This window comes from Vibrio sp. St2, assembly GCF_947311885.1.
Lineage (GTDB): Bacteria > Pseudomonadota > Gammaproteobacteria > Enterobacterales > Vibrionaceae > Vibrio > Vibrio coralliilyticus.
This window is the reverse complement of sequence record NZ_CAMZNA010000005.1, coordinates 81348-106990: the sequence shown is the minus strand read 5'-3', so window position 1 is coordinate 106990 and position 25643 is coordinate 81348. Positions and strand designations below refer to the sequence as shown.

Genomic DNA, 25643 nt, shown 5'->3' with positions numbered 1-25643 from the left:
GCGCTTGGATTTTTATGTTCTCAATGTAAGATCTAAACAACGTACATGATTTTTCAGATGAGCCGCATGTTTGTGGTCTGTCAGACTGATGATCATCCTGAGATGATAGATGGGTGTCTTAGAGAAACTGGGGTCACTACCGTTCCTCATTTCTTATTTCGACACTCCCCAACTACCAACTCTGTATACCCCGTTGTTTCATCCTGTTCTCTTGAAAAACTTAGGTTAGGGTACTTGTGAAGGATCAGTTCGGCGGTGGTGTCTATGATGCTGTTTTCGAGAAGGTGGCCGCCAATTACCTTGCCGTCACTATCTGCAACGGAAATGTGAATGTGTTGGTGGTTTGGGGCCAGTGTTCCCATCACGGAAACAATTTCAAAAGGCTGAGTTAGTGTTATAGATTGTTCAGCACCTGCCAAGCGCATGCTAATTTGTTCCAAACACCCTACACAAGATGCAATAGATCCTGCTTGAATATCATATTGTGCCACCAGAGACTGGATTTGCTTTTTTAAGTCTTGGCCTTTGGTGAGTCGAACAGCGATTGGCTGAATCATAGTGTGCTCTCGGTGGTAAAGTGTTGTCTTTAATGCGAAAAGGAGCAAATTGATTGCTCCTTTAAGTCGTTTACATGTTGAGTCCGAGTTTCATGAATTAAATTCCGTGAATCCGAAATACTGCGGCTCCAATATAGCTGCTGCCGCCTATTTCCTGTTTAGGTGCAACAAGTAACCTGTGATGATTGAGGCCGATGTTTGTACTACCGCCAATATTGTGGCTATCTGCTTGATAGTACTCGTTGATGTCATACAAGTTACCTTCTGTATCCCAAATCTGTGGGCGATCAAAGTAGTAACCGGACATCACTTGTCGGGCTGAGCCTAGAATCATACCACCTTCTGTAATGGAGTCGATGCTTGTGGCGCCATAAGGTGACTCGGTCAATTGAGTAAAGCTCGATGGGTCATTGAGGTTTATTGTCCATGGACGAGTATATAAGCTGGCATCGACACCAACGATATCGCCGGAGTTATTGATGCTCATAGCCACTGAACCATATGGATATAAAGCTTCTGGTACGTCGAGTTTATGATGTGTGTTGGCGGTATCCCAATAGCTTGCAAACTCGCCATCAGGGATAAACTCATCGTATGCACCACCTACTGCGATCCCGTTTATGTTACCGGCACTAACACGTTCAAATCCTTGAGATTCTCCGCCTCCTCCCGGCAAAATAGTCAATCCCTCATTGTTTGACCATGTCCATGCTAAAATGCCGCGCGCGCCGTTATGAGTGAAGAAATTGGTAAAGCCAAATACTTCTCCATGAACATTGACGTCGTAAGGGAAATTACTTGGATTCGATCCCAATTGATTTTCTGCAATGAATTTGGCGATTTCCCTATCGACTTCCTGATTGAGTTTTACTATTTCGCCGTCAGCTTTCCAAAATACTGCTTGGCACCCTGAGTGCGTAAAACAAGCTGTACCCACCGCGTCACCATTGTCATTGACTGCGTACAACTCAGATTGTGTCAGGTTAGGTGCAGTCAGCCATTCTACATTGGCTTCTGCTCCTTCTTGCGACCAACGGAAACCAGCTCTGCTCAGCTCTGGTGCACCCTCCCAATCCCAGTCGCCATTAGAAAAACCGACAACGTAATTGCCATCACTTATATCACGAGGGTATCCAGGAAGCTCAGCTTCCAGTGTGACTGTGATTTGATTTTGATTGGCTTCAGCGATTGCGGAAGCCGTAGTTACTGCCGAAAATACAACAAGTGGAAGTAAACTTGATCTAAACGGTTTCATACCTATCCCTATTATTCATCATTTAACAAGATCGCATACAACAGTCCATATGAATCAATGCGATATCCATATTGAACAATTTAATGTTGAAAAATTGTTAATGATTAAGAATGAATGATGATGCCATTTTCTTAAGGTATGAATTTTTAATGATATTTATGCTGTTGATAGAAAGTTCAATTGATAGATATTTTCAACTATTTATCTATTTTTTGAGTGAGGAGAATTTTATGTGACTAGTTGCTTATCTTTGACAATAAAAAAGCCCACTCAATAGTGGGCTCTATGAATTGTCAGAGTGAGTAGCCTAGTGAGCTCTTGCAACAGAGCCTTTAGAGCTCACGTTAATCGCTTGAGTAGAGTAAGGAACAAATGCTGACTGGCCTCGGCTTAACACTAGCCTCTCTGTACCTGAATGAAGCGTTACATCGCTATCAATAGCGAAGATTACCTCAGCACGGTTTAGCTCGAGCTGCTTACTTTCTGGCTGCTGGAGAACAGAAAACTTAAAGTCTTCAACAGGCACTGGGAAGTTTAGCTCACCGTCGTTAGCGACAGGTTGCGTTAAGATTTTATCTTTATCCAGCGCTTCAAATTTGCAGCTGCTCACCAATTCTTCTACGTCCATATATTTTGGCGTCAAACCCGCTCGCAATACGTTATCCGAGTTGGCCATGATCTCTAGACCTGTACCTTTGATGTAGGCGTGAGGGGTTCCCGCATCTAAGAACATCGCTTCGCCTGGTTGAAGCTCAAGCACATTAAGCATTAGAGGGGCGAGGAGACCGACATCGTTAGGGTACTGGGTGTTCAATTCCACAACCAGTGCCGCTAATGAATCTTCGCTGTTATTAGCCCAGCTTAGCAATGCATCTAAGGCATCGGATTTTTTGTCGCCATCCAGTTCTAGCATGGCTTTGAAGAATGCCTGCAGACCTTCTGACGTAAGGTTCTCGCGAAAAGCATGAATATCCTGCTGCAGAGCATGAGCATTGATCTCATCAAACAGCGTAATCATTTCTTCGAAGTCGCGGAAGCCATTCATGGCCATATAAGGCGTCAGAGCGTACACCAGCTCTGGCTTGTGATTAGGATCTTTGTAGTTACGGTTAGAGGCATTACGCTCAATGCCTGCTTTATCCTCTCTGGCAAACCCTTCTTCCGCTTGTGCTTTGGACGGGTGAACCTGAATAGAGAGTGCTTGCGCGGCGGCCAGTACTTTGAAAAGAAACGGCAGTTCACCGAAACGCTGCTGGGTTTCTGTGCCAATGGTTTGCTCTGGGTTCTGGTTGATAAAATCAGACAGTAGGACGGTCTCATTCTCTAACTGAATTTTTGAACATCCATTCGGGTGAGCACCCATCCAGATTTCAGCCTGAGGCTGCTGCTCAGGGTTCGCGATACCAAATAGCGTGTTAATCGAATCTCGGCTACCCCAAGGGTAGTTTTGAATGACGTTTTCCAGAAGGAAAAATGGAGCAGAGTTAGACATTCTTATACCTTACAAAACAAATGCAGCTAGCAAAAAAGCCCAAACGAATAGGCCTAAACAAACGTAGTTTACAAACTTGCCAATATCATGAGCAAGATAAAAGAGATAAGAGTGTGACTGTGTCATGATGAGGTGAAACTTTCAGGTGTTTATGAAGAGGAAAACTATGCTAGTTGGACTAGATATTGGTGGTACGAAAATAGAAGGTGTAGGTCTGGATAAGGAGACTTATGCAACCTTAGTCATACATCGTGAACCGACCAATACAGAAAGCTATCAGGGTTTTCTGGAATCGGTATTAGCCGTGATAAAAGAGGTGGAGAAGCACGGCGAAATCCATTCTATCGGCATCGGATGTTGTGGTTCGGTAGGCAATGATGGTTTGATGCAAGGGGCCAATGTCACCGTGCTCAATGGTCAGGACTTTATCGGCGATTTAAACCGCAACATTGATGTTCCTGTTGCTTTAGCCAACGATGCTGATTGCCTTGCTTTGTCAGAGTTCAAAGATGGGGCTGCGAAAGGTGCACAGCATTCGTGTGTCGCCATCATCATTGGCACGGGCTGCGGCTCAGGTGTGGTCATCAATAACGGCTTAGTGACAGGTTTGAACAAACTGGGTGGAGAGTTAGGGCACAATCCTTTGCCTGGATACGATAAAAACAAAGACGGCCAGTCTGTTGAATGTTATTGCGGGTCGTTGAACTGTACTGAGTCATTTGTGTCTGGCACCGGATTTGGTCGCTCGTTCTCAGAAAAATACTATTCTGCAGATTCCAAACAAATCATGGCGTTATGTGCCGAGGGCGATTTAGATGCACAGCAGCATTTTGATCTCTATTGTGATCAGCTGGCGCGTGTGTGTGCGTCCATCGTCAACTTTGTCGATCCAGAAGTGATTGTGCTGGGTGGAGGCATGTCGAATGTTGAAGCGATTTACCCGCTGGTGAATGAAAAGCTGAACTTATACACCTTTAATAAATCAGCAAAAACGCGCATTGTGAAGAATGTCCACGGTGACTCGTCCGGCGTACGAGGCGCAGCGTTTTTGCACTCACTTAGCTAGTTCGCCAATCATTTAATCGAATAGCTTTTAACTTTTGGGTTACTTTCTTTTGGCTCGACTTGAGTTTGGCTGTTGAGAGGCGCCCATTTTAACGCACCATTGGTTTCAAAATCGTTGGCTTCGGTACAAATCATGTAGTGTTCGCCAACTTGGAGTATTGCGCCCAGAGAATAGTCCTGGTCTTGGTAGTAACACACTCGCTTGGCGGCTTCGCTTCCATCGATGGCAATGACGGCTTTACCGGGCGTCGTAATAACGTTTGCCGAAGCGGATACCGATGCCAGCAATAGCAAAGTGTATAGATTGATTCGCATAAACTCTCCTTAGATTAACCCGTAGGATATAGGCGACCAGTTCTGAGTCGCGATTAAGTCGCTACCGAGAAAAATGTGTGGTTGTGTTTGCTTCTCTTCAATCTCCAAATTTACGCTGATAACGAGGCAACATACTTTCGTTTCCCAGCAAGCCACCTTGATGCACATAAATGATCGTTTTTTCTGGGTTTTCTTCAGACCAGGATTGTAAACATTGCCACATCATTGGGTCATAAAGCAGGTCAAACTCAACATTCGTTTGTTCCAGAAGTTTACGCCAGATTTCATAATCTTGACGATAAAGTTTGCCAAAATGGTGTTTGTTCTCTAGCTCAAGTATCTGAGGGAAATCGGTTTCACCGAGCTGCTTAAATTGCTCTATTAAGTAGTCTTTGCCGCCGACACAAGGGCAGGTCAGCACGTCGATTCCATGAAGTTTTAGAAAGCGATGCAAGTACAATGCTGTTGTGCCAGTACCTGATGGTAGTGCGACGACAAACTCGCTACCTGTTTCGAATCGAGTCCAAGACAGAATTTCACGGGCAAGTTGCTCAATCCCCAGTCTGGCATCGCTGGAGCGACCACCTTCTTCGACGACTAGGCAGGTGGAATCTGGCTGACGGACAGCTTTAATGAATTCAGCAGGATGAAGGTCGATCTCATTGACGGGGATGATGCTCGCACCAAGGTCTAGCGCACCTCGATAGTTACCAATCGGCCGTTCCACTAACCATTGGGGAATGTGTTCAACGTAAAACTCCAGAGACCAGCCTTTGATAGCGCACAGGGCCGCCAATGAGTAAAGTGAGTTTGCTTGCGCACTGCCATAGCTAATCAGCGTGGTGACGTTTGGATAGTTTTCCTCTAACAGCGTCATGAACTTGCGAGCTTTGTTGCCACTAAAGTGGCTATGTAGTTGATCATCTCGTTTGAGGTAAAACGTGGTTCCATCAAATTGGTGCTGAGTTATTGGTGTATCGCAAAGTTTCATCAGATTCGTTGAGAGATAAAATGGACGATTATCTTACCTGATTTCACTTTAAAAGCATGAATATGGATCAAAACAGGATACGCGCGCTACAGCCTCTTCTAGGGTGATTTTCTAGCTCAAATGACCAGCCATAGCGCTGACTTAAATCATCGACGATCAGAAGCCCTAGTCCGTGTCCATCTACGTTGGGCGTTTCACTTAACCCTGGCCCGTCGTCGATAATCACCAACTGCTGCTCTGACAGGTCAATGGTAATCTCTCCCTCCGCGGACGCCGCGATAGCATTACGAATTAAATTGCCCAGAATCATATTCATGACCGCAGGGGTAGCCCTTACGGTAGGCAGCCCTTCAATCGTTAGTCGGATAGCTATGTTTTTCTCGGTCGCTTGAACGGAATTGGCATCGACAATCGATTGAAGCTCTGCTTCTTCGATGCCTCTCAAAGGCGCGTCATCGACATTTCGCTCGTAGCGAACGATTGAGAGCAAGGCATCCACCATGGTTGTCATTTGTGTCGTCGCATCTTCTATCCGACTGATTTGCCGTTCCTGAAATTCGGAGTGCTCTGAACGAGACAGCAATTTGTTGGCACCTTTGACGACGGTAAGCGGTGTGCGCAGCTCATGGCTGGCGTAACGTGCAAAGGCTTGTTCGCGTTTGAGTGCAAGGTTAAGGTCTTGCCGGTATTGGTTGAGTTGTTCGGTTAATGCTTGAAACTCGTCCGCGGCTCCTTCACGAATCGTAAAGGCTTGCGTGGCGCTACCTGAGTGACTTTCCAGCTGTTTAGCGATTTCATTGACGGGTTCAATCAAGCGTGTTGAGAGACGATATAACAAGGTACCAAACAGAAACATCAACACTGAAACAAAGCTGATGACAATCACACCTGAATAGATGAATTCATCCGTCGCGAACTCAACTTGATCGATCAGAGACAGCAGAACGACGACTTTCTTTTCTCCTTTATCGGTATAGTAGCCCTTGTAAACCATGTGGCCGTTGGGAGACAACGTGGAGCCAACCTCTCCAAGATAAGTGTCGTAAGTATCCGTATACTTTCGATAAAAATCAGGTACTAACGATAAGTCGTTATACGCTCTGGTAAGAGCATCAATCTGAATCTCTCCATCTTCACCCGCTATAAAACGTGCAACAGCTTCATCTCTGTCAATTAGAATCCTGCGCTCACCCACTCGATCTTCTGACCATTGGAGCGATAGAGTAAAGATGAGGAAAATGACGACGCCTATGATGCAGGAAATCGTCGTGAAAAACAGCGCCAATCGACCAGTCAGCGAACGTGTACTAGAGAGAACTCGGTTCACGTTAGACATCCTCTAGACGAAAGCCAATTTTTGGCAATGTGGTTAACATTGGTTGGGCGAAAGGCTTATCGAGTTGGTTACGTAGTTGGTAGATATGGCTTCGCAGGACGTCATTATTGGGTTCTTTTTCTTGCCAAAGCTTTTCAGAAATCTCTTGGCGGGTCAGAATCTCTGGCGCCTTGTGACATAGTGCCTCAAGGATGGTGTAGGTAGTCGGATTGAGTGCGAGTAACTTACCTTCTCGGAAAGCTTGACGCGTTTTTTGATCGATTTTCAGGCTGCCAAAATTCAATACGGTGTTGGCAACCTGCCCTCGATAGCGCTTTACCAACGCATGCATGCGGGCTTCAAGAATCTCCAAATCAAAAGGTTTGGTTAGGTAATCATCTGCGCCATGCTCAAACCCTTTAAGCATGTCTTCACGATTATCCAGTGCGGTGAGCATCAAAACAGGGGTATTGTTACCAGCTTCTCGCAGTTTATTGCATACCGTTAAGCCGTCCATTCGCGGTAGCATCAAGTCCAATAAAATCAGGTCAAAATTCTCGCTGAGTGCAAGTTGCAAACCCAGCTCGCCATTGTCTGCGTAGTCGAGCTCCATCCCCATACTTTCGAAGTAATCAAACAGAATACCAGCTACTTCCCGGTTGTCTTCGACCAATAAAATTTTGTTCATGCAACGGCTCTCTATTTCTATCGCCTTATGACAGCAAAACCTGCGTGGAAAAAACGTGAACAACATCGTTTTCACGTTGCGATTGATAATCTGCCAAAAAGTCGCAGAGGCTGGGCGGAACAGCGAGTTAGGTTTCCATCTCAGCTTCTTTTAGATAATCAATACGTATAGTGAAGCATCTCATGGTACGTATGCAACTATAGTGAGTTTTGCTATGGGGCTAGTCAATTCGGTACCAAACAGACTAAAAGCAGTGACATTATCGGTCATTGTTCCTTACTACAACGAAGCAGAGGTTTTGCCTGAGCTGCACCAGCGGTTAACTGAGGTGCTGAGCGCTCTGCCAGATTCTTGCGAAATCATCTATGTGGACGATGGCAGCAGTGACGGCAGCTTACAGTTGGTCGAATCCTTTACCGCTGAAAGTTGCACGATTCGCAGCATTGGGCTGAGCCGTAATTTTGGCAAGGAGGCAGCCATGAGTGCTGGGCTGGAGCATTCTCGTGGGCTGGCGGTGATACTCATCGATGCTGATCTACAAGACCCACCTGAGATAATTCCTCAAATGCTAGCCAAGTGGCGTGAGGGTTATGACGTGGTCAATATGCAGCGCACGGAAAGGCAGGGGGAAACCTGGTTTAAACGAGCCTCTGCGGCCGCGTTCTATCGTTTGCTCAACACCCTCGTCAAATCTGACATTCCAGAAAATGTGGGTGATTTCAGGTTGTTAAGCCGTGAGGTGGTGGATCATATAAACCAGCTTCCTGAGCGCAATCGTTATATGAAGGGCATCTTCGTTTGGCCGGGATTTAAACAAGCGACGTTGCCTTTTCAACGTGATGCGCGTTTCTGTGGCGAAACCAAATGGAATTATCTCAAGCTGATCGGGCTGGCGGTGGACGGCATCACTTCTTTTTCGATTAAACCACTACGCTTGGCCACCTTACTTGGCGTTCTGATTGCCGGAAGCGCATTCGGGTACGGTGCCTTTATCGTGTTTAAAACCCTGCTTTTTGGTGAAGCAGTCACAGGTTACCCGTCAATGATGGTGGTCCAACTCGCTCTGGGAGGGATTCAACTGCTGTGCATTGGCGTACTCGGTGAGTATATCGGCCGCATTTTTATTGAATCCAAAGGACGACCGCTTTATTTGGTTCAATCCGTCAATGAGAAACCTGCAACCACTCAATATCAACAATTGGAGAAACGCGCGTGAGTTTTAATCGAGTCCACTTATGGGCGCTGCTAGGCGTTGCATTACTTATTCGCTTGTTGAGTTTAGGTGCTTACCCGCTGATGGATACGACAGAGGCTCGCTACGGTGAAATGGCGCGTCTGATGATTGAAACCAATAACTGGATAACTCCCCAGTTTGACTATGGGGTGCCTTTTTGGGGGAAGCCGCCCTTATTCACTTGGTTAAGTGCTGGTGGTATCGAATTGTTTGGTATCAATGAGTTTGCGGTGCGTGCTCCCCATTGGTTGGCTGGAGTCATAGTCATCGCTTTGATGGCGTACTTTGCAAATCGACAAGGCTTTAGTGGGCTGATCACGGCGCTGGTTTTAGCCACGTGCGGTATTTTTTCCATTGCGGCAGGCGCGGTGATGACGGATATGGTGCTGACGTTAGGGTTGTCGCTCGCGATGATAGGTTTTTATATGTGCTGGCAAGGCTCTAAGCTTTGGGGGTATCTCGGTTTTGTTGGCTTGGCGATTGGTTTACTGGCAAAAGGGCCACTGGTTATTGTCTTGATGGGCTTAGCAGTTGTGCCATGGTTGGTGATTCAACATGGTTTGCTGGGTGCATTCAAAGTGCTTGGGCAACGCTTTCCAGTTTTGGGAGGCAGTCTACTTATGCTGATTATCGCTCTTCCATGGTATTTCGCCGCCGAAGCGGCAACTCCAGGTTTTCTAGATTACTTTATTGTTGGCGAACACTTTAACCGTTTTCTGGTGAGTGGCTGGCAGGGCGATCTCTACGGCACTGCCCACGATGAACCGAGAGGAACCATTTGGTTGTTCTGGCTCTATTCAGCTGCGCCATGGTCGATAGTATTGCCCATCGTTTTTTGGCTAAAACGCAAAAAGTTGGGGCGAGACATCGCACTCAAAGATGGCATCCTTAGTTTTCTTGTATGCTGGACGCTCGCTCCTATGCTTTTGTTTACCTTTTCAGGCAACATTCTTCCTGCTTACGTGCTACCGGGTGTTCCTGCGATTGGAATGCTTATGGCGATACTGCTCTCGGATGTGCGAGAGGATAAGAAGTGGTTCAAAGTAACGGCAGGTATTTTGCCGTGCTTGTTAATTGCCGCTGTTATCTACATTCAGCTAGGAGTAGGGGATCGTAAAAGTGACAAGGTTATTTTCCGTAATGCTGATCCTCAGGTAGTAACGTATTACGTAGGGAGCCGCCCGTTCTCAGGTCAGTTCTACAGCCATGGTCAGGCCAAGCAGCTCACAGACAGTTCTGTTCTGAATCGATTGGATAAGGTTCAGTTGATTGGTGAGAAGGGTCAGGTGGAGCAACTGGTCAAAGAGAAGAAGATGAGTTGCTCGATTGATTTTGTCGCCGAGAGCAAACGAGCTTTATATCGATGTGATCGAAGCTCATGATCAACAAATTATGGCGTTTTGCCCTAGTCGGAGGCGTTGGCTTTATCGCTGACGCTTCTCTTTTTGCCTTACTGTTTTATGGCATGGGGTTGCCGATATTGGACTCGCGTATTGTGGGGTTTCTGTTTGCGGCAACGGTAACTTGGTTAGGTAATCGGATCTTCACCTTTGCGAGTAGACGCCCATCTGGGAAGTTCTTGCAGTGGATTAAATTTATGGGATGTGCCACGTTTTCCGCTGTGCCTAATTTCGGAGTATTCAAACTCACCACTTATTATTGGGGAAGTGAAGGCGTGTTGGCGATGTTCGCGCTGGCTTTGGGTGTGCTTGCCGGAATGTTGAGTAATTTTCTACTGAGTCATTGGTGGGTGTTTCGTACTCAATCTCACTCACAAACTGAGCGGCAGCCGTAAATAAAAAAAGCCCAGAGCAAACTGGCTCTGGGCTGATACAAAACATAGGAGTTAATAAGAAAAAGCAGCGTAAATTAGTAGCGTCAGTCAAGAAAACAAGTTTTACGGCCTGTAAACTTAAGAAGGCTCTGCTAACTACACTTATTCAGACTCTCGTTATTCAATTCAGTTCCATTCACAGTGAAAATTTTTTTAATTTTTTCTTCAAAGGCTTACAGCACATAACTTGCAATCTGGTCGGACCAATCTTCAAAAATGTGATGTTAAAAACTTGTTGGTTAATTGTTTCGGTTGTATATTTCAAACAGTTGTTTAATACGAGTGATTGAAATGTCGATGAGAAATACGACCAAAGAGAAAATCCTAGATGTTGCGGAAGCTCTGTTTGCTGAACATGGTTTCAATGACACGTCATTGCGCACGATTACCAGCAAAGCGGGTGTCAACCTAGCTTCGGTGAACTATCACTTTGGCGACAAGAAAACTCTGGTTAGAGCGGTTTTAAACCGTTACTTGGAAGCTTTCATGCCAGCGGTTCAAGACGCGTTGATCAATCTTAATCTTAATGAAAGTTATGAAATGGCGGATGTGTTTGAATCGCTAAGAGGGCCACTGCGTGCACTTAACGATGTCAGACCGAATGGAACCAGCCGTTTTATGCTGTTGATTGGCCGTGGCTATACCGATGTACAAGGCCACTTACGTTGGTTCATCACCACTCGTTATCAGGATGCGTTATCTCTGTTTACTCAGTCAGTGATGAAAGCGAATCCTAAGCTGTCTCAGGAAGAATTATTTTGGCGACTCCATTTCACGCTGGGTACGTGTGTATTCACTATGGCTTCAAGCCAAGCGTTAATGGAAATCGCAGAAAATGCATACGGAAAGCAGATGGACGCGAAATCTGTTGTCGATCAGCTTATTCCATACTTAGCAGCAGGTGTAGCGGCTGAGTAATACAAAAATCGAAACATAAAACAAATATAAATTGGACCACCAACTGTGAACAAAAGGATCTGATTATGTGCTCTCTACGTAGAAAATGGGTCAGTGACCCAGCTTTCAAAATGTTTAAAAAAGTACTACCACCGCTTTCCAGCACGGAGAAGGAAGCAATGGAAGCGGGTAGCGTTTGGTGGGATGGGGAGCTGTTTTCAGGTCGCCCAGACTTCTCTAAGCTACACAAGTATCCAACACCAACGTTGACCGCAGAAGAGCAGTCCTTCGTTGATAACGAGTTGGAAACGCTACTTGGTATGTTGGACGATCATAAGATCGTAAAAGAAGACCGTGACCTACCTCCTGAGGTTTGGGAATACCTACGTAAAGAGCGTTTCTTCTCACTCATTATTTCAAAAGAATACGGTGGTCGAGAGTTTTCTGCGTTAGCCAACTCTACTATTGTTACACGTATTGCAACGCGCAGTATTAGTGCAGCGGTCTGTGTGATGGTACCTAACTCTCTAGGCCCAGGTGAACTGCTTTCTCACTATGGTACTCAAGAACAAAAAGATTACTGGTTGCCACGTTTAGCCGACGGTACCGACATTCCATGTTTTGCCCTAACAGGCCCTGAAGCTGGTTCTGACGCTGGCGGTATCCCTGATGATGGCATCGTTTGTTATGGTGAACACGAAGGCAAAGAAGTGTTGGGTATCCGCCTTAACTGGAATAAGCGTTACATTACGTTAGCACCAGTGGCAACGGTACTTGGCCTTGCATTCAAGATGTACGATCCTGATGGTTTGATGGGCGATAAGAAAGAGCTAGGCATTACTTGTGCGCTTATCCCAGCGTCCCACAAAGGGGTTGAAATTGGTGAACGTCATGACCCATTAGGTCTTGCGTTTATGAATGGTCCAACGCGCGGGAAAGACGTTTTCATTCCGATGGAATGGCTGATCGGTGGCCAGGATTACGCCGGTAAAGGCTGGCGTATGTTGGTGGAATGTCTTTCTGCGGGTCGTGGTATTTCTCTGCCGGCACTAGGTACTGCAGTTGGTCACCTAACGTCACGTACTACGGGCGCTTACGCTTATGTTCGTAAACAGTTTGGTATGTCGATTGGTAAGTTTGAAGGTGTTGCTGAGGCGATGGGCCGAATCGGTGGCCTGACTTACTTGCTTGAAGCGACGCGTACTCTAACAACAACGTCTCTGGATCTTAAAGAGAAGCCAGGCATTGTGACTGCGATTGCCAAATACCATATGACGGAAATGGCGCGTACTATTCTCAATGACTCAATGGATATTCATTCTGGTCGAGCGATTCAGGATGGTCCGATGAACTATCTAGCGTCGCCTTACCTCGGTATTCCGGTAGCAATCACGGTGGAAGGTGCAAACATTCTGACCCGTAACCTGATGATTTTTGGTCAAGGTGCGACTCGCTGTCACCCATACGTATTGAAAGAGATGGAAGCAGCGGCCAATCCTGATGAGAAACAAGGCGCTAAAGAGTTTGATGACTTGCTGTTCAAACACATCGCTCACGCGACCAAGAACACTTTTGGCGCATTTGGTGCAGCCCTTACAGGCTCTCGCTTTATCAAAGCCGATATGAGTGGCCCAACTCAAGGTTACTACAAAGATCTGACACGTATAAGTCGTGCGTTGGCAGTGAGTGCGGATATTGCAATGGCTACCTTGGGTGGTGATCTAAAACGTAAAGAAATGATTTCTGCTCGCCTTGGTGATGTGCTGGCTTACCTTTACATGGGGTCAGCGGCGCTTAAGAAGTACGAAGACGAAGGGCGTCAGCAGCAAGATCTTGATTACGTGCATTACGCGGTTCAACACTGTCTGCATAATGCTGCGAAATCACTTCAAGAAGCGTTTACTAACTACCCGCAAAAAACCGTTGGTCGTCTACTTAAGGTGTTGATATTCCCATTAGGGAACCACTTCGCTAAGCCAAGTGACACGCTAACCGTGAAATTGGCAGAAAGCTTAATGACACCAGGGGCGCATCGAGACCGTCTGACGCACCTTTGCTATGTTGGTAAAGAAGCGGATGATAGCGTTGGTCTAATGGAGAATGCCTTCCTTGCGATGTATGGTGTGAAGAGCCTTGAACGTAAACTGATGCGTGCTGCTAAAGAAGGTAAAGTTGCCCGCAAAGGCCTACTTAAAGATCGTCTGGCACAAGCGCTAGAAGCTAATGTGCTAACTCAGGACGAAGTCGACCAAATCGTTGCAGCAGATGCGCTGCGCTACAAAGCGATTCAAGTTGATGACTTTAGCCATGACTTTAGCGAAGTGAGAACAGGTAAAGCTCGGGTAAAGCCAAAGTTAGATAGCGTGGCTTAGAGCTCGCTGACCTATATTGAGTAAAGGCACCTTAACCGGTGCCTTTCTTTTTGCTCGAAATCTAAAACTCGTATGAAAGAGCTCCAACCACTTGCATTTTACCGACATTTTTACAGAAATTAGATGCGAACTGGCGTTGAACCTTTTATCCTAGCGAAGTTTTTTAAAGGAAGTTGAATATGATCATCAAACCTAGAATTCGTGGATTTATCTGTACTACAACGCACCCTGTGGGTTGTGAAGCTAACGTAAAAGAACAAATTGCTTACACAAAAGCACAAGGCCCAATCAAAAATGCGCCTAAGCGTGTTCTTGTTGTTGGTGCTTCAAGTGGCTACGGTCTATCTTCTCGTATCGCTGCGGCATTTGGTGGCGGTGCTTCAACTATCGGTGTGTTCTTTGAAAAAGAAGGCACAGAGAAAAAGCCAGGCACAGCAGGTTTCTACAACTCAGTTGCATTCGAAAAGCTTGCACGTGAAGAAGGTCTTTACGCGAAGAGCTTGAATGGCGACGCTTTCTCTAACGAAGCGAAGCAAAAAACAATCGACCTAATCAAAGAAGATCTAGGTCAAATCGATATGGTGGTTTACTCACTGGCTTCTCCAGTACGTAAAATGCCAGAAACAGGCGAAGTGATTCGTTCGTCTCTAAAGCCAATCGGTGAGACTTACACTTCAACAGCCGTAGACACCAACAAAGATGTCATTATCGAAGCAAGCGTTGAGCCTGCAACGGAAGAAGAAATCAAAGACACTGTCACGGTAATGGGCGGCGAAGATTGGGAACTTTGGATCAACGCGTTGTCTGAAGCTGGCGTTCTAGCTGAAGGTTGTAAGACAGTTGCATACAGCTACATCGGTACTGAGCTTACTTGGCCAATCTACTGGGATGGTGCACTAGGTAAAGCTAAGATGGATCTAGACCGCGCGGCGACTGCTCTAAACGAGAAGCTTTCTGCAACAGGCGGAACTGCTAACGTAGCGGTATTGAAGTCTGTCGTGACTCAAGCGAGTTCAGCAATTCCTGTTATGCCACTGTACATCGCAATGGTATTTAAGAAAATGCGTGAAGAAGGCGTACACGAAGGTTGTATGGAGCAAATCTTCCGCATGTTCAGCCAGCGTCTATACAAAGAAGATGGCTCTGCGCCTGAAGTCGACGACAAGAACCGCCTACGTCTAGATGACTGGGAGCTACGTGACGATATTCAACAGCATTGTCGTGACTTGTGGCCACAAATCACGTCTGAGAATCTAAAAGAGCTAACTGACTACGTTGAGTATAAAGAAGAGTTCTTGAAGCTATTTGGTTTTGGTGCGGAAGGCGTAGATTATGACGCTGATGTTAACCCAGACTACAAAGCAGATTTTATTGCTATCTAATTGATTGCACTCAGTTCGAAATAAAATCCGGAGCCTAGGCTCCGGATTTTTTGTTTTACTTAAACGTTGACCAAATCGGTGCGTGATCTGATGGTTTTTCGATGCCACGCAGTTCGTAGTCGATATCTGATTCAATACATTTCTCAGCGAGCTTTGGTGTCGCGAGTACAACGTCAATTCGCAGCCCACGGTTGTCATCGAAACCACGTGAGCGGTAATCAAACCACGAGAAACGATCCTCTACCTCAGGGTGAAGCTGACGGAAGGTATCCACGAATCCCCAGTCCAGTAGTGTTTTCAACCATTCGCGCTCTTCTGGTTGGAAAGAACATTTGCCCGTCTTTAACCAGCGCTTACGGTTAGGTTCACCAATACCGATATCGGCATCAATTGGGCTTATATTAATGTCACCCATCACGATAAGCTGTTCGTCGTTGTTGTGGTGATCATTAAGGTAAGTCATCAAGTCTTTGTAGAACTGGCGTTTGTACGGGTACTTGGTTTCGTGGCTGATGTTGTCACCCTGTGGAAAGTAGCCGTTGAGCACGGTGACTTTCTCGCCATTGTCGTCTTCAAACGTCGCCATGATCATACGTTTCTGGTGATCTTCATTGTCAGTTGGAAAGCCTTTCTGCACAGAAAGCGGTTCTTTCTTACATAGCATAGCAACACCGTAGTGTGCTTTCTGACCATGGAAGTAGACTTTGTAGCCCATAGCTTCAACGTCTTCGATAGGGAAGGCTTCATCATGCACTTTGATTTCTTGAAGACCGATTACGTCTGGCTGATGTTTATCGATGACAGCTTGCAGTTGATGCAAGCGTGCGCGAAGACCATTGATGTTAAAGCTGATAACTTTCATTTTTATTCCTTGTTATTGAAATAATTCAACGAATCGAAATTTCCCCAGATATTACCACTTTCTTTAGTAACCGCCTAAAGTTAACAGTTGGTGTATTTGTATTAACATATCTGTAAACTTTCGATTGATAATTGATTGCAATATGTTGTAATTGGTCTCGAAATGTAGAATTTAGTTTTCGTTCTCATGCGATATGAATGAGTTTGCTCATAAGGATGTACTATGCGAACCCTTTCCGTTCAATGGAAAATTACCCTTCTTGCAGGTTGCTGCCTGCTCATTACTTCTTTATCCCTGATCGGATTTTCTGTTTACAACGCAGTGACTAACCAACAACAGATTAAGGCACAAAGTGCTGAGTCTGTGATCAACAAGTCAGAGCAACTGCTTGAAACACGAGCACTACTGAATGCCACTGAAGTGGCTGAATATCTTAATGAAGCCTTATATCGAGCGGAAATGCTCGCGTCCAATGCGCTGTTTTTGAAAACCAATACTGAAGAAAATTTTGGTGATAGCGAGGAATTGCGTACGGCTTTGGATGAAATGGTTCGCAAATCGGTACTGAGCTTTGATTCAATTCAGGGCGCTTATCTTGTCTTCAGGCCTAACATGCTAGATGGTGAAGACAGCAACTATGTTGATGCGGAGTATGTGGGCTCGAACGAAAGAGGGCAGTTTGCACCTTACTGGGTAACCGCTCAAAACGGTGAGAATGTTGTGTCTAATGTGCTGAGTGAAGCGGCGCTGGAAGATACTCAAAACAGCGAGCGATTCTTTTGCCCGCTTTCCAGTGGCGATTCATGTGTCAGCACTCCAAGACTCATTAACCAAGCTGGTGGACAGGTTCTCGCTACCTCAATATCCGTTCCTATTATGATCGATGATACTGTGATTGGCTTCTTTGGTATTGATCTTCGACTTGATGCGATGTCGGGTATTGTTGTCGAGTCAGACAGCCAGCTCTTCAACGGTAGTGGTAATGTCAATATCATCAGCCTAGATGGTTCATTGATTGCTAGTGACGATTCCTCTCGTGCCATTGGACAATCGTTCGACAGCAAAACACTTTCCAGTGATCAACTGACTGATCTTCTGTTTGGGCAGGAAGTTCAAACCCAATGGAGTAGTGATGGTGAATGGCTGAGCGTATTTGCCCCTATTATGGTTGCCAATCAAACTTGGGGCGTCTTATTTGATATGCCAAGAAGCAGCGTGTTGGCAGATGCAGAAATGCTCGATCAAACCATCAGCCATCAAGTGGAGTCGAGTGTGAAAACCGAAGTACTTGCTGGCTCGATTTTGGTTATTTTCGGTTTAGTGACCATCGCGGTGATGGCTTCTCGTTTGGTTAAACCAATTCGTGAAGTGGTTGGGAGGTTGGATGATATTGCATCTGGCGAAGGGGATTTAACTCAACGCTTGGATGTGAAATCTCAAGATGAGATTGGTCAGCTCGCCACAGGATTTAATAAATTCCTTGATAAGCTTCAGTCAATTATTAGTGATGTCGTAGAAACGACGCTGCAGATCGGTACAACGACAGAGCAGTCTCGAATCGCAGCTCAGCAAACTCGAACCAGCAGTGATTCTCAGTTTAAAGAAGTCGATTTGGTGGCAACCGCTTCTGAAGAAATGACACAAACGGCAGGTCTTGTGGTTCAAAACGCGGAAATAGCAGTGAGTGAAGCTGAAAAAGCCAACGTTGCTGCAGACTCAGGTAAGAAGGTTATTGAGCAGTCTCAAGATGAGATGGTCCGACTAGTAGAGAGAATGACGGCAGCAGTTCCTGTTGTTGAAGAGTTAGCGAAAAACAACGCCAACATTACCGAGATACTAACGGTTATTGAAGGTATTTCAGAGCAAACGAATCTTCTGGCACTAAACGCTGCTATTGAAGCGGCGAGAGCGGGTGACCAGGGCCGTGGTTTCGCTGTAGTTGCCGATGAAGTTCGCAGTCTAGCTAGTCGCACTCAATCGTCAGTTGGTGAAATTCGTCAGGTGATCGAAGATGTACAGAAAGGGACGCAGGATGTGGTTAAAGCGATCCAAGATGGTAATGATTTAGCGAATGATTCCGCCCAACAAGTTGAAAGAGCGGTTTCTCAGCTCAACAATATCTTTGATGCGATTGCGTCCATCAATGATATGAACTCGCAGATCGTGAAAGCCGCTGAAGAGCAGCAGTCGGTATCTGCGGAAGTAAATCAGAGTGTCAGCAACATCCGTGACTTGAGCGCACAGATCTTATCTCAAGCAGAAGAGTCTGAAACCGTCAGCACGCAAATCGGAAATATCTCAGAAAGACAGCAACAACTGGTGAGTCAGTTTAAAGTATAAAAGTAAAGGGCCTCTTGATGAGGCCCTTTTGCTATTTAATCTAGGTACCAGTAACCAAGGTTAACCAGTGTTGTAAGCAGCTGCATTTGTGAGTCAGATAACTTGCCGTCGATGGGTTCGATCTCAATCGACTCTTGATTACACAGTAGGTGGACGAGGTGCGGTGACTCAGCTGGGTAAGCATCACCGTTAATGTAAACATGTGCAGATTCGTTCTCATGGTAGAGCGCACGTAAACCAGAGACTTTGCGTAAACTGCCTAGTGATTCTAAGTGGTGGTAGATTTCCAGAGTGCTGATCGGCTCTTCAGGTTCAATAATATCGAGCTGATGGCGAGATTGACTTAGCATACCCCCCATAAATTCACGGATATCAGATTCTGATTGTAGGGCAGATCGAAGCATGGTTGTCAGCTTATCTAAGTCAGCGTTGAGTATCTCGCCGTATTGATGCTGAGCAGTCATTTCTGGGTTATGCAGATGAACATCGCCTTTTTCATTCGCTAGCACATAGTCAGCGAAATTACTGAGCAGTTCTTGCTCCTTAGGGGAGCGAAAGCCCATTGAGTAACTCATGCTCGGTTCCAGTGTATTCCCTTCGTGAGGGAAACCTGGCGGGATGTACAATATGTCACCGGGTTCCAATACTTCATCAATGATGGCATCAAAGCCTTCAATCTGACGCAAAGCTCCGGCTTGAATTGACTCTTTATACTGACCTTTATCTAGATCGCCAACACGCCAGCGTCGTTTACCACTGCCTTGGATAATGAAAACATCATATTGGTCGATGTGAGGCCCAACGCCACCTTCAGGGGCAGAAAAACACACCATTAAGTCGTCAAATAACCAGTTGGGAAGCTTTTTGAATGGTTCTACTAATTCGGCTGCGCCTAGGTGCCAATGGTTGCAAGCTTGTACCACTAATTGCCAATGGGACTCAGGCAGGTTTTCAAACAGAGAATCATCAAAAGGACCGTGTTGTGCTGACCACTTATCTTTAAAGTTGGAAATGTAACGAGAATCTACCTCTTCCTCCATGGCAAGTCCTGCTAACTCGTCTGGAGAAATAGGGTCAATGAAATCATTGAATCCGCCTTTAATCACAGTCGGTTTCTTGTGCCAGTATTGAGCAAGAAACTCAGCCATGTCAAAACTCAGTGGATAGTTCATGACTTATTCTCCAATTTGTTTTCCAAATCAGATTTAACAATGTTGATGGCTGCAAGTGCCACTTCGGGAGCTATCTCATTGCTTTCAATTAAATAGATGAGATCCACTGCGAGTTTTATTTCATCAGGTGCTTGATCCAGTTCGGACGAGTTTGAGGACATATTACTGGTTTCGCTCTTTGTAACTAATTTGCTTTTCAATTTTGACTTTAGCGTGCTGGCATCGTTGCAAACGACGTTGAGCAGACTGCAAAGTTTGTGCGGCTAGAGACTTATCTCTTGGCGTGGCGAGCTTATGTTCTTGCTCTTTGTTTTTCACCAACACTTTGAGCCGTTGTTCCCATTGTTGGTGCTGAGCCAAATTTTGATAAAGTTCGTTAAGGTTGCGTTGACTGGATGACTTGCCAGTAGGTTCGTTCTGCCTGAGAACCGTTGTCGCTAATTCTCGTTTAATTGCGCTAATCTGGCACAAGAGTTTTTCAGACAAAAACTCGGCTTGTTCAGCTGATAGTGTTGCTGCTGACTGCTCGCAGAGAATTTTGTCGAGTGTTTCATGTACTTCATAAGTGTAAGGCGTCAGAAGCTTGGATTGGCAGCGAAATAGTTTTTGGTCGAAAAGGGCTTGCTGATGTTCACCTCTTTGGTTATCCAACAGAGTGGCTTCTTGTTCCAACTGTTCTAATAACGATGATAGCTGGCCAAATTGCTTCATAGATTCACAAACCACGCTTCATAAGCAAGTTTCACGGCAAGGATACTTACAACGGTAACAAATACAGGGCGTATAAATTTAGCGCCGAATCGTATTGCCGAATGAGCACCAACAAAGGCGCCTGCCATTAGGCAAACACCCATAGTCAGCCCCAGCACCCAATCAATGTGACCTAGGATGGCGAACGTGATCAGCGAGGTGAAGTTACTGGTAAAGTTCATCGCTTTCGATAATCCCGATGCCAGCAAAATGTTCAATCGATACAGTGCCATTGAACTGACAGTCCAAAATGCGCCTGTCCCTGGGCCTGCAACGCCATCATAGAACCCGATACTGAACCCTTGAATATATTGTTTTTTATTAAACTTAGGGCAAGGTTGTGGCATCTCATTGCTGTTTGATTGTGGTGTTTTGTGCCAGATGGTGTAAATCGCGGCCAGCAGAATGATGATAGGGAGAATCTTCTCCAGCCATTCGGTACTAATTAGATCGACAACTAGGGTCCCAAGCGTTGCACCAATTAAAGTCGCGATAAACGCTCGACCCCAGCAATGAGGCTTGAACAGTCGCTTTTTATAATAAGTAAACGCTGCTGTTGATGACGCGAACGTAGCTGCCAGCTTATTGGTACCTAACGCGATATGTGGTGGTAAGCCAAGGGAAAGCAGAGCAGGTACGGTAAGCATACCGCCACCGCCAGCTACGGCATCGATAAAACCTGCCACAAAAGCAACCAGCGCTAACACCAACAACATTGTTGGTTCAAAAAGTTCCATACAGTTTCTTATATTCTAGTTATTCGATGACACGTTTAAATGGTGGCAGTGAGTCGAGTAGAGCCTTGCCATATCGCTTAGTAACGATACGACGATCAAGGATGATGACTGTACCAGAATCTCGCTCTTTTCGCAGCAGACGGCCGACAGATTGAATCATTTTTTTGCTCGCTTCAGGTACTGTGATTTGCATAAATGGGTTTCCACCTTTGCTCTCAATATACTCTGCGTGAGCTTGTTCCACTGGTGAAGTAGGGACGGCAAAAGGTATCTTGGTAATGATTAGGTTTTCAAGTAAATCTCCAGGAAGATCAAGACCTTCTGAAAAACTTCCGGTACCAAATAAGATGCTGGTTTTCTTACATTGTACTAAGGTTTTATGTTTTTTTAGAATCTCTGAGCGCGATTCTTTACCTTGAACCTGTAGTGACCAACCTTTTTTTATAAAGTATGACGATAACGCGTCCGTGACTTGATTCATTTGCCAGTAGGATGAAAACAACACCAAGTTGGCTTTATTCTCTTCAATCAATTCTGGCAGTCGTTCAATTAAGCTATCGGTAAATTGAGGAGCTTGAGGTTCATAAGCCATTTTGGGCACTCTAAGCTCCGCTTGGTTTTGATAATCAAACGGAGAAGCTAAAGCTAAGAATCTCACGCCGTCTTCTGGCTTCTCACTTATCCCAGCTTGTCGACAAAAGAAGCTAAACGAGTTAAGCGCTCGCATGGTTGCAGAGACAAGCACCGCGCCAATACAGCGGCTCCAAAGCTGTTGATCTAATTGCCACCCAACTTCCAAAGGTGACACATTGACAACAAAATCGCCTTCTCGTTCAGGTGCGACTTCCAGCCATCTCGCTAGAGGCGCGCCTTTCTCTCGTTGAGGCTCAGCCATTAAGTTCCAGACTTGGGCAAGGTTATCCATGCGTTGAATGTAAAAACCAAGCTCGGCTAAAGCAGGTTCGGCAAGTCGGCTAGCAAGCTCGCCATCTTTCACTCGCTCAGCAATAAGATCTGCAATCTTTGCGACAGACTGCGCTCCTTTTTGGGTGACAATCTTTAATTGTTTAGACTCTTCTTCTAACCATGTGGGTAACTCACCATTCTCAAACCGATAACAGCCTTCTTCAAATTGATCTGCATTAAAACGACTCGCAAGTTGAGTCAGTGAAGGAATCAATTGTTGAACTGCGTCTTGCAATTCATTGCGAAACCGGCCTACGCGTTTTTCATCTGCAAGGTTGGCAAACTTAGTTACAGACTGATTCAAACGCTCGAGCCAACTTGCAGCGCCTTTTAAACTTGCTGCGGCTGACGAGTGGTCTCGTGCGACATGAGGAAGGTGATGAGCCTCATCAAATACGTAAATAGTATTCTCTGGCTCAGGAAGAATGACGCCGCCTCCAAGGTCAGCATCGGCCATAACTAAGCTATGGTTGGCAATGATCACATCGGTTTTATCGAGTTCTGAACGCGCTTTTTGGAAAGGGCAGTCACGGTGAACGGGCATGCTGTTGTTACAGCTGTGTTTGTCGCTGACAATGGACTGCCAAATTTCATCAGAAATCGGCTTTGGCCAAGAATCCCTGTCACCATCCCATTTGTTTTGCGCAAGCTTCTTATACATCAACTCAAGCTGCTCGATGTCTTTGCGCTTTGGTTTGCTGTCAAACATCGCCATTTGACCACCATCTGCTCCACATGCAGCGGCGAGTTTTTCTGCGCAACAATAGCGTTGTCTGCCTTTGGCTAGTATGAAAGAAAATTCTCTGTCAATCAGTCTTCTGTATAAAGGGAGGTCTTTACTGATCAACTGCTCTTGCAGCGCGACCGTCGCCGTCGAGATCACAACCTTACGGTTATTGAACAAAGCCACTGGGATCGCCGCCATCAAATAAGAGAGTGACTTACCGATACCAGTCCCTGCTTCAGCGACAATCATTCGTGTTGATTTGTGGTACTCACCACATAGGGATTTGGCGATTTCTGCAACTAAATAGTTTTGAGCTCTGCGAGGTACAAAGTTATCCAGCTGAGATTGTAAATTTTGATAACTGGTACGTATGGATTGCTGGATTTTACTGGTGGTCATACTGGTGCCTTTAACTAGGGAAGGCGATGTTACCACATTTTTTTAAATGATAAGTAGTTCACGAAATGAGAGCATTTCATATCAAATCTAGATCTCCTTCACAAAAAAAAACTGAACCTTCATAAACTTAGAGCATATTTTTAGATTTAAAAATATATCTCTTCATAAGTGTTTTTTATGTAGATGAAAATTCTGCTTGTTAACCATGTGTTTACTTTTGTTAGTTTAAAATATCGCAAAACTGCATTTTACTTTTTGATGATAATTTACTTAATTTGATTATAACTTGCTCGAAAAAACGCTCTGTATACATGTAACCATATGTATTTAAAGTGTTTTATGTTTTTTTATTTGTTTTATTTAGGTCATTTGACAGGTAGCTGAATCTTTTGCAATCTAGACCCCGAATTTTAGTGGCGACAACATCTGACCAGTTAGAGTTCTGAGTTGTCATCAAAAAACATAAAGGGAACCGGATAAGGATTTCCCCATTCTATAGAAAAGGCAGTGGATTATTATGAAAAAGACTCTAGTAGCACTTTTAGTTGCTTCAGCAGCAACAACTGTTAGCGCTGGCGAGATTTACAGCACAGATTCGTCTGTAGTTAAGCTAAAAGGTGAAGTTGACGCTTACCTAGCTAAGAAAGAAGTAAACAACGTTTCAACTGATCCAGATGTAAACGTTTGGGCTAAAATCCAGCTAGATGCTGAGCACAAAATCAGCGACTCTCTAACTAGCTTTGCTTCTTTTGAAATCGAATCTGGTTCTGGTTACGACTCAACAGACAACGATGCTACTTTTGACGATGTATACGTAGGTGTTAAAACTGACGTATGGGGTGTTGCAGTAGGTGAAGTTGGTGATCTAGCTGACTCTATGGATGCTATCCAGAAAGACGACATCACTAACGAAGGTGAGTACATGGGTTCTACTGGTGGTCACCGTGCAGAATCTGCAGGCCACGGCGCTGTATTCAAAGCTAAAGTTACTGACGGTCTAGTATTCGTTGCTGACGTTAACACTGAATCTAACGAAGATATCGACAACACGTTTGGTGCGTCTCTTGACTGGGCAATCAACGACATGTTCTCTGTTGGTGCTTCTTACGTAACTGGTGAGCAAGCTGCAAACACAGACTACTCTGTAATGGGTGTTTCTGCTTCTGTTGACGTTGAAGGTTTCTACTTCGCTGCGACTTACGGTGCGTTTGAAGGTAACAAGAGCTGGGGTCTATTCGATGACTCTACAAACTACCAAGACGGTGATGCATACGGTGTAGCTGCTTCTTACACTATCGAGAAGACTCGCCTTTACACTACTTACGCTGTAATGTCTCTAGACGAAGAAACAGTTTCTGGTGCTGATGCAAACGGTGACACTTCTAACTGGGTTGTAGGTGTTGACTACGCTCTACTAGACAACGTAACTATCTTCGGCGAATACCAAACTGCTGAAACTTCTAACGACTGGACTGCAAGCACTGCTAACCAAGATGCTGACACAGTTGTTCTAGGTGCATACTACACGTTCTAATTGCTAGTCATTTAGGATATGTTAAAGCCAACGCGAAAGCGTTGGCTTTTTGTTATTTAAAAAGGAAATACCACGTGAAAACAATTAAACCTTTATTTCTGGCTGTACTGGCGACTGCTGTTTCTCTGCCTTCTCTGGCGCTTGATTTGGATTTAGGCGGTGGTATTTCTGCTGAAGTACTGAATGGCAAAAAAATCAAAAACGAGGATTACGAACTAGTTAACGGTGATAATCAGTTTGTTTTTGAGTTTAGCGGCAAGTTGAAGAATGGTCATAAGCGTGAATATTACTCTTCACGTCCTTATATCGTTACCTTGGACTTAGAAAATGCTGAGGTTTTGGAAGTAGAGCTTGTCTCTAAACGACTAGACGATATTGAAACAAAAGTAAGTAAACGCGAGCCTATTTTTAAGTTCACGATTGATGGTAAAACTGTAACCGATACGCAGGAAATGCTGCCACCAGCAGAGGGCGCGTTCCCATACTCAAATGTTCCTGCTTTAGTTGATACATACAACAAAGAAAGAGGATTAGTTTTTGATTCAGGTAAAGTAGTGGAACTGAAAGAAGAACTCGCGAAATTAGAACAGAGTGAGCCTCTCGCATCAGGTGAGAAAACAACCACTACTATTGCCGGTGTTACAGAGACTGAAAACACATTACAACTGAAACTCTGGTACTTACGTGCAAGTGATGAAGAGCGAAAAAACTTCAAACGCTGGATGATTGAGCAAGACTAATTTGATTTAAAAAGGCTTC

Annotated in this window: 23 protein-coding genes; 10 read left to right on the top strand and 13 right to left on the bottom strand. The window is 45.1% G+C overall.

Annotation, left to right across the window (positions count from 1 at the left end; genetic code table 11):
* Positions 1-146 precede the first annotated feature (146 nt).
* The 3 genes from QMA41_RS15970 to manA form a co-directional block, all read right to left on the bottom strand.
* On the bottom strand, positions 147-557 hold the full coding sequence (locus QMA41_RS15970) for a PPC domain-containing DNA-binding protein (RefSeq protein WP_281630143.1): 411 nt from the start codon (positions 555-557) through the stop codon (positions 147-149).
* A 97-nt stretch (positions 558-654) separates the two neighbouring features.
* Positions 655-1812, bottom strand: a complete 1158-nt coding sequence (locus QMA41_RS15965; RefSeq protein WP_171352319.1) for a hypothetical protein — start codon at positions 1810-1812, stop codon at positions 655-657.
* Positions 1813-2119: 307 nt separating this feature from the next.
* Positions 2120-3304: a mannose-6-phosphate isomerase, class I gene (gene manA / locus QMA41_RS15960; protein ID WP_281630142.1), complete on the bottom strand. Its 1185-nt coding sequence runs from the start codon at positions 3302-3304 to the stop codon at positions 2120-2122.
* A 166-nt stretch (positions 3305-3470) separates the two neighbouring features.
* Here manA and QMA41_RS15955 point away from each other — a divergent pair, with 166 nt between their 5' ends.
* A complete protein-coding gene (locus QMA41_RS15955; protein ID WP_281630141.1) occupies positions 3471-4370 on the top strand; it encodes an ROK family protein in 900 nt (299 codons plus the stop codon).
* A gap of 8 nt (positions 4371-4378) precedes the next feature.
* On the opposite strand, the gene QMA41_RS15950 is transcribed toward QMA41_RS15955, so the two are convergent.
* The 4 genes from QMA41_RS15950 to QMA41_RS15935 form a co-directional block, all read right to left on the bottom strand.
* Positions 4379-4684, bottom strand: coding sequence for a DUF1496 domain-containing protein (locus tag QMA41_RS15950; RefSeq protein WP_281630140.1), 306 nt, complete (start codon positions 4682-4684; stop codon positions 4379-4381).
* Positions 4685-4781: 97 nt separating this feature from the next.
* Entirely contained in the window at positions 4782-5675 is an 894-nt protein-coding gene (locus QMA41_RS15945; protein WP_281630139.1) for a 1-aminocyclopropane-1-carboxylate deaminase/D-cysteine desulfhydrase, read from the bottom strand.
* Positions 5676-5742: 67 nt separating this feature from the next.
* Complete coding sequence (locus tag QMA41_RS15940) at positions 5743-7011, bottom strand: HAMP domain-containing sensor histidine kinase (protein ID WP_281630138.1); 1269 nt, start codon at positions 7009-7011, stop codon at positions 5743-5745.
* Complete coding sequence (locus QMA41_RS15935; RefSeq protein ID WP_021455018.1) at positions 7004-7678, bottom strand: response regulator transcription factor; 675 nt, start codon at positions 7676-7678, stop codon at positions 7004-7006. The genes QMA41_RS15940 and QMA41_RS15935 overlap by 8 nt, the downstream gene beginning before the upstream one ends.
* A gap of 214 nt (positions 7679-7892) precedes the next feature.
* Here QMA41_RS15935 and QMA41_RS15930 point away from each other — a divergent pair, with 214 nt between their 5' ends.
* From QMA41_RS15930 to fabV, 6 genes are all read left to right on the top strand, one after another.
* Entirely contained in the window at positions 7893-8894 is a 1002-nt protein-coding gene (locus tag QMA41_RS15930; RefSeq protein ID WP_281630137.1) for a glycosyltransferase family 2 protein, read from the top strand.
* Positions 8891-10294: a glycosyltransferase family 39 protein gene (locus QMA41_RS15925; RefSeq protein WP_281630136.1), complete on the top strand. Its 1404-nt coding sequence runs from the start codon at positions 8891-8893 to the stop codon at positions 10292-10294. The genes QMA41_RS15930 and QMA41_RS15925 overlap by 4 nt, the downstream gene beginning before the upstream one ends.
* Positions 10291-10707, top strand: coding sequence for a GtrA family protein (locus tag QMA41_RS15920; protein ID WP_281630135.1), 417 nt, complete (start codon positions 10291-10293; stop codon positions 10705-10707). Before QMA41_RS15925 ends, QMA41_RS15920 begins: the two co-directional genes overlap by 4 nt.
* Before the next feature lie 330 nt (positions 10708-11037).
* Complete coding sequence (locus QMA41_RS15915; protein ID WP_006962818.1) at positions 11038-11664, top strand: TetR/AcrR family transcriptional regulator; 627 nt, start codon at positions 11038-11040, stop codon at positions 11662-11664.
* Positions 11665-11729: 65 nt separating this feature from the next.
* Positions 11730-14015, top strand: coding sequence for an acyl-CoA dehydrogenase (locus QMA41_RS15910; RefSeq protein ID WP_281630134.1), 2286 nt, complete (start codon positions 11730-11732; stop codon positions 14013-14015).
* Between the two features lie 179 nt (positions 14016-14194).
* Positions 14195-15397 (top strand): enoyl-ACP reductase FabV, encoded by a 1203-nt coding sequence (gene fabV, locus QMA41_RS15905; RefSeq protein WP_006962816.1) that lies wholly within the window; start codon positions 14195-14197, stop codon positions 15395-15397.
* Between the two features lie 55 nt (positions 15398-15452).
* Here fabV and xthA read toward each other — a convergent pair whose 3' ends face one another.
* The gene (gene xthA, locus QMA41_RS15900) at positions 15453-16259 is read right to left on the bottom strand and encodes an exodeoxyribonuclease III (RefSeq protein ID WP_099607439.1); all 807 of its coding nucleotides are present in this window, start codon (positions 16257-16259) and stop codon (positions 15453-15455) included.
* 222 nt (positions 16260-16481) lie between these two features.
* Between xthA and QMA41_RS15895 the strand changes: the two genes are divergently transcribed.
* A complete protein-coding gene (locus QMA41_RS15895) occupies positions 16482-18599 on the top strand; it encodes a methyl-accepting chemotaxis protein (protein ID WP_281630133.1) in 2118 nt (705 codons plus the stop codon).
* Between the two features lie 35 nt (positions 18600-18634).
* Here QMA41_RS15895 and QMA41_RS15890 read toward each other — a convergent pair whose 3' ends face one another.
* The 5 genes from QMA41_RS15890 to dinG are packed head-to-tail and all read right to left on the bottom strand — an operon-like array spanning position 18635 to position 23350.
* A complete protein-coding gene (locus QMA41_RS15890) occupies positions 18635-19771 on the bottom strand; it encodes a cupin domain-containing protein (RefSeq protein WP_281630132.1) in 1137 nt (378 codons plus the stop codon).
* Entirely contained in the window at positions 19768-19932 is a 165-nt protein-coding gene (rsmS, locus tag QMA41_RS15885) for a pleiotropic regulatory protein RsmS (protein ID WP_019275722.1), read from the bottom strand. The genes QMA41_RS15890 and rsmS overlap by 4 nt, the downstream gene beginning before the upstream one ends.
* 1 nt (position 19933) lies before the next feature.
* Complete coding sequence (locus QMA41_RS15880) at positions 19934-20482, bottom strand: primosomal replication protein (protein ID WP_019275721.1); 549 nt, start codon at positions 20480-20482, stop codon at positions 19934-19936.
* Complete coding sequence (locus QMA41_RS15875) at positions 20479-21258, bottom strand: TSUP family transporter (RefSeq protein WP_006962810.1); 780 nt, start codon at positions 21256-21258, stop codon at positions 20479-20481. The genes QMA41_RS15880 and QMA41_RS15875 overlap by 4 nt, the downstream gene beginning before the upstream one ends.
* 19 nt (positions 21259-21277) lie before the next feature.
* A complete protein-coding gene (gene dinG, locus QMA41_RS15870; RefSeq protein WP_281630131.1) occupies positions 21278-23350 on the bottom strand; it encodes an ATP-dependent DNA helicase DinG in 2073 nt (690 codons plus the stop codon).
* 517 nt (positions 23351-23867) lie between these two features.
* Between dinG and QMA41_RS15865 the strand changes: the two genes are divergently transcribed.
* A complete protein-coding gene (locus QMA41_RS15865) occupies positions 23868-24884 on the top strand; it encodes a porin (protein ID WP_281630130.1) in 1017 nt (338 codons plus the stop codon).
* 74 nt (positions 24885-24958) lie between these two features.
* The gene (locus tag QMA41_RS15860) at positions 24959-25624 is read left to right on the top strand and encodes a DUF2057 family protein (RefSeq protein WP_281630129.1); all 666 of its coding nucleotides are present in this window, start codon (positions 24959-24961) and stop codon (positions 25622-25624) included.
* Positions 25625-25643 lie beyond the last annotated feature (19 nt).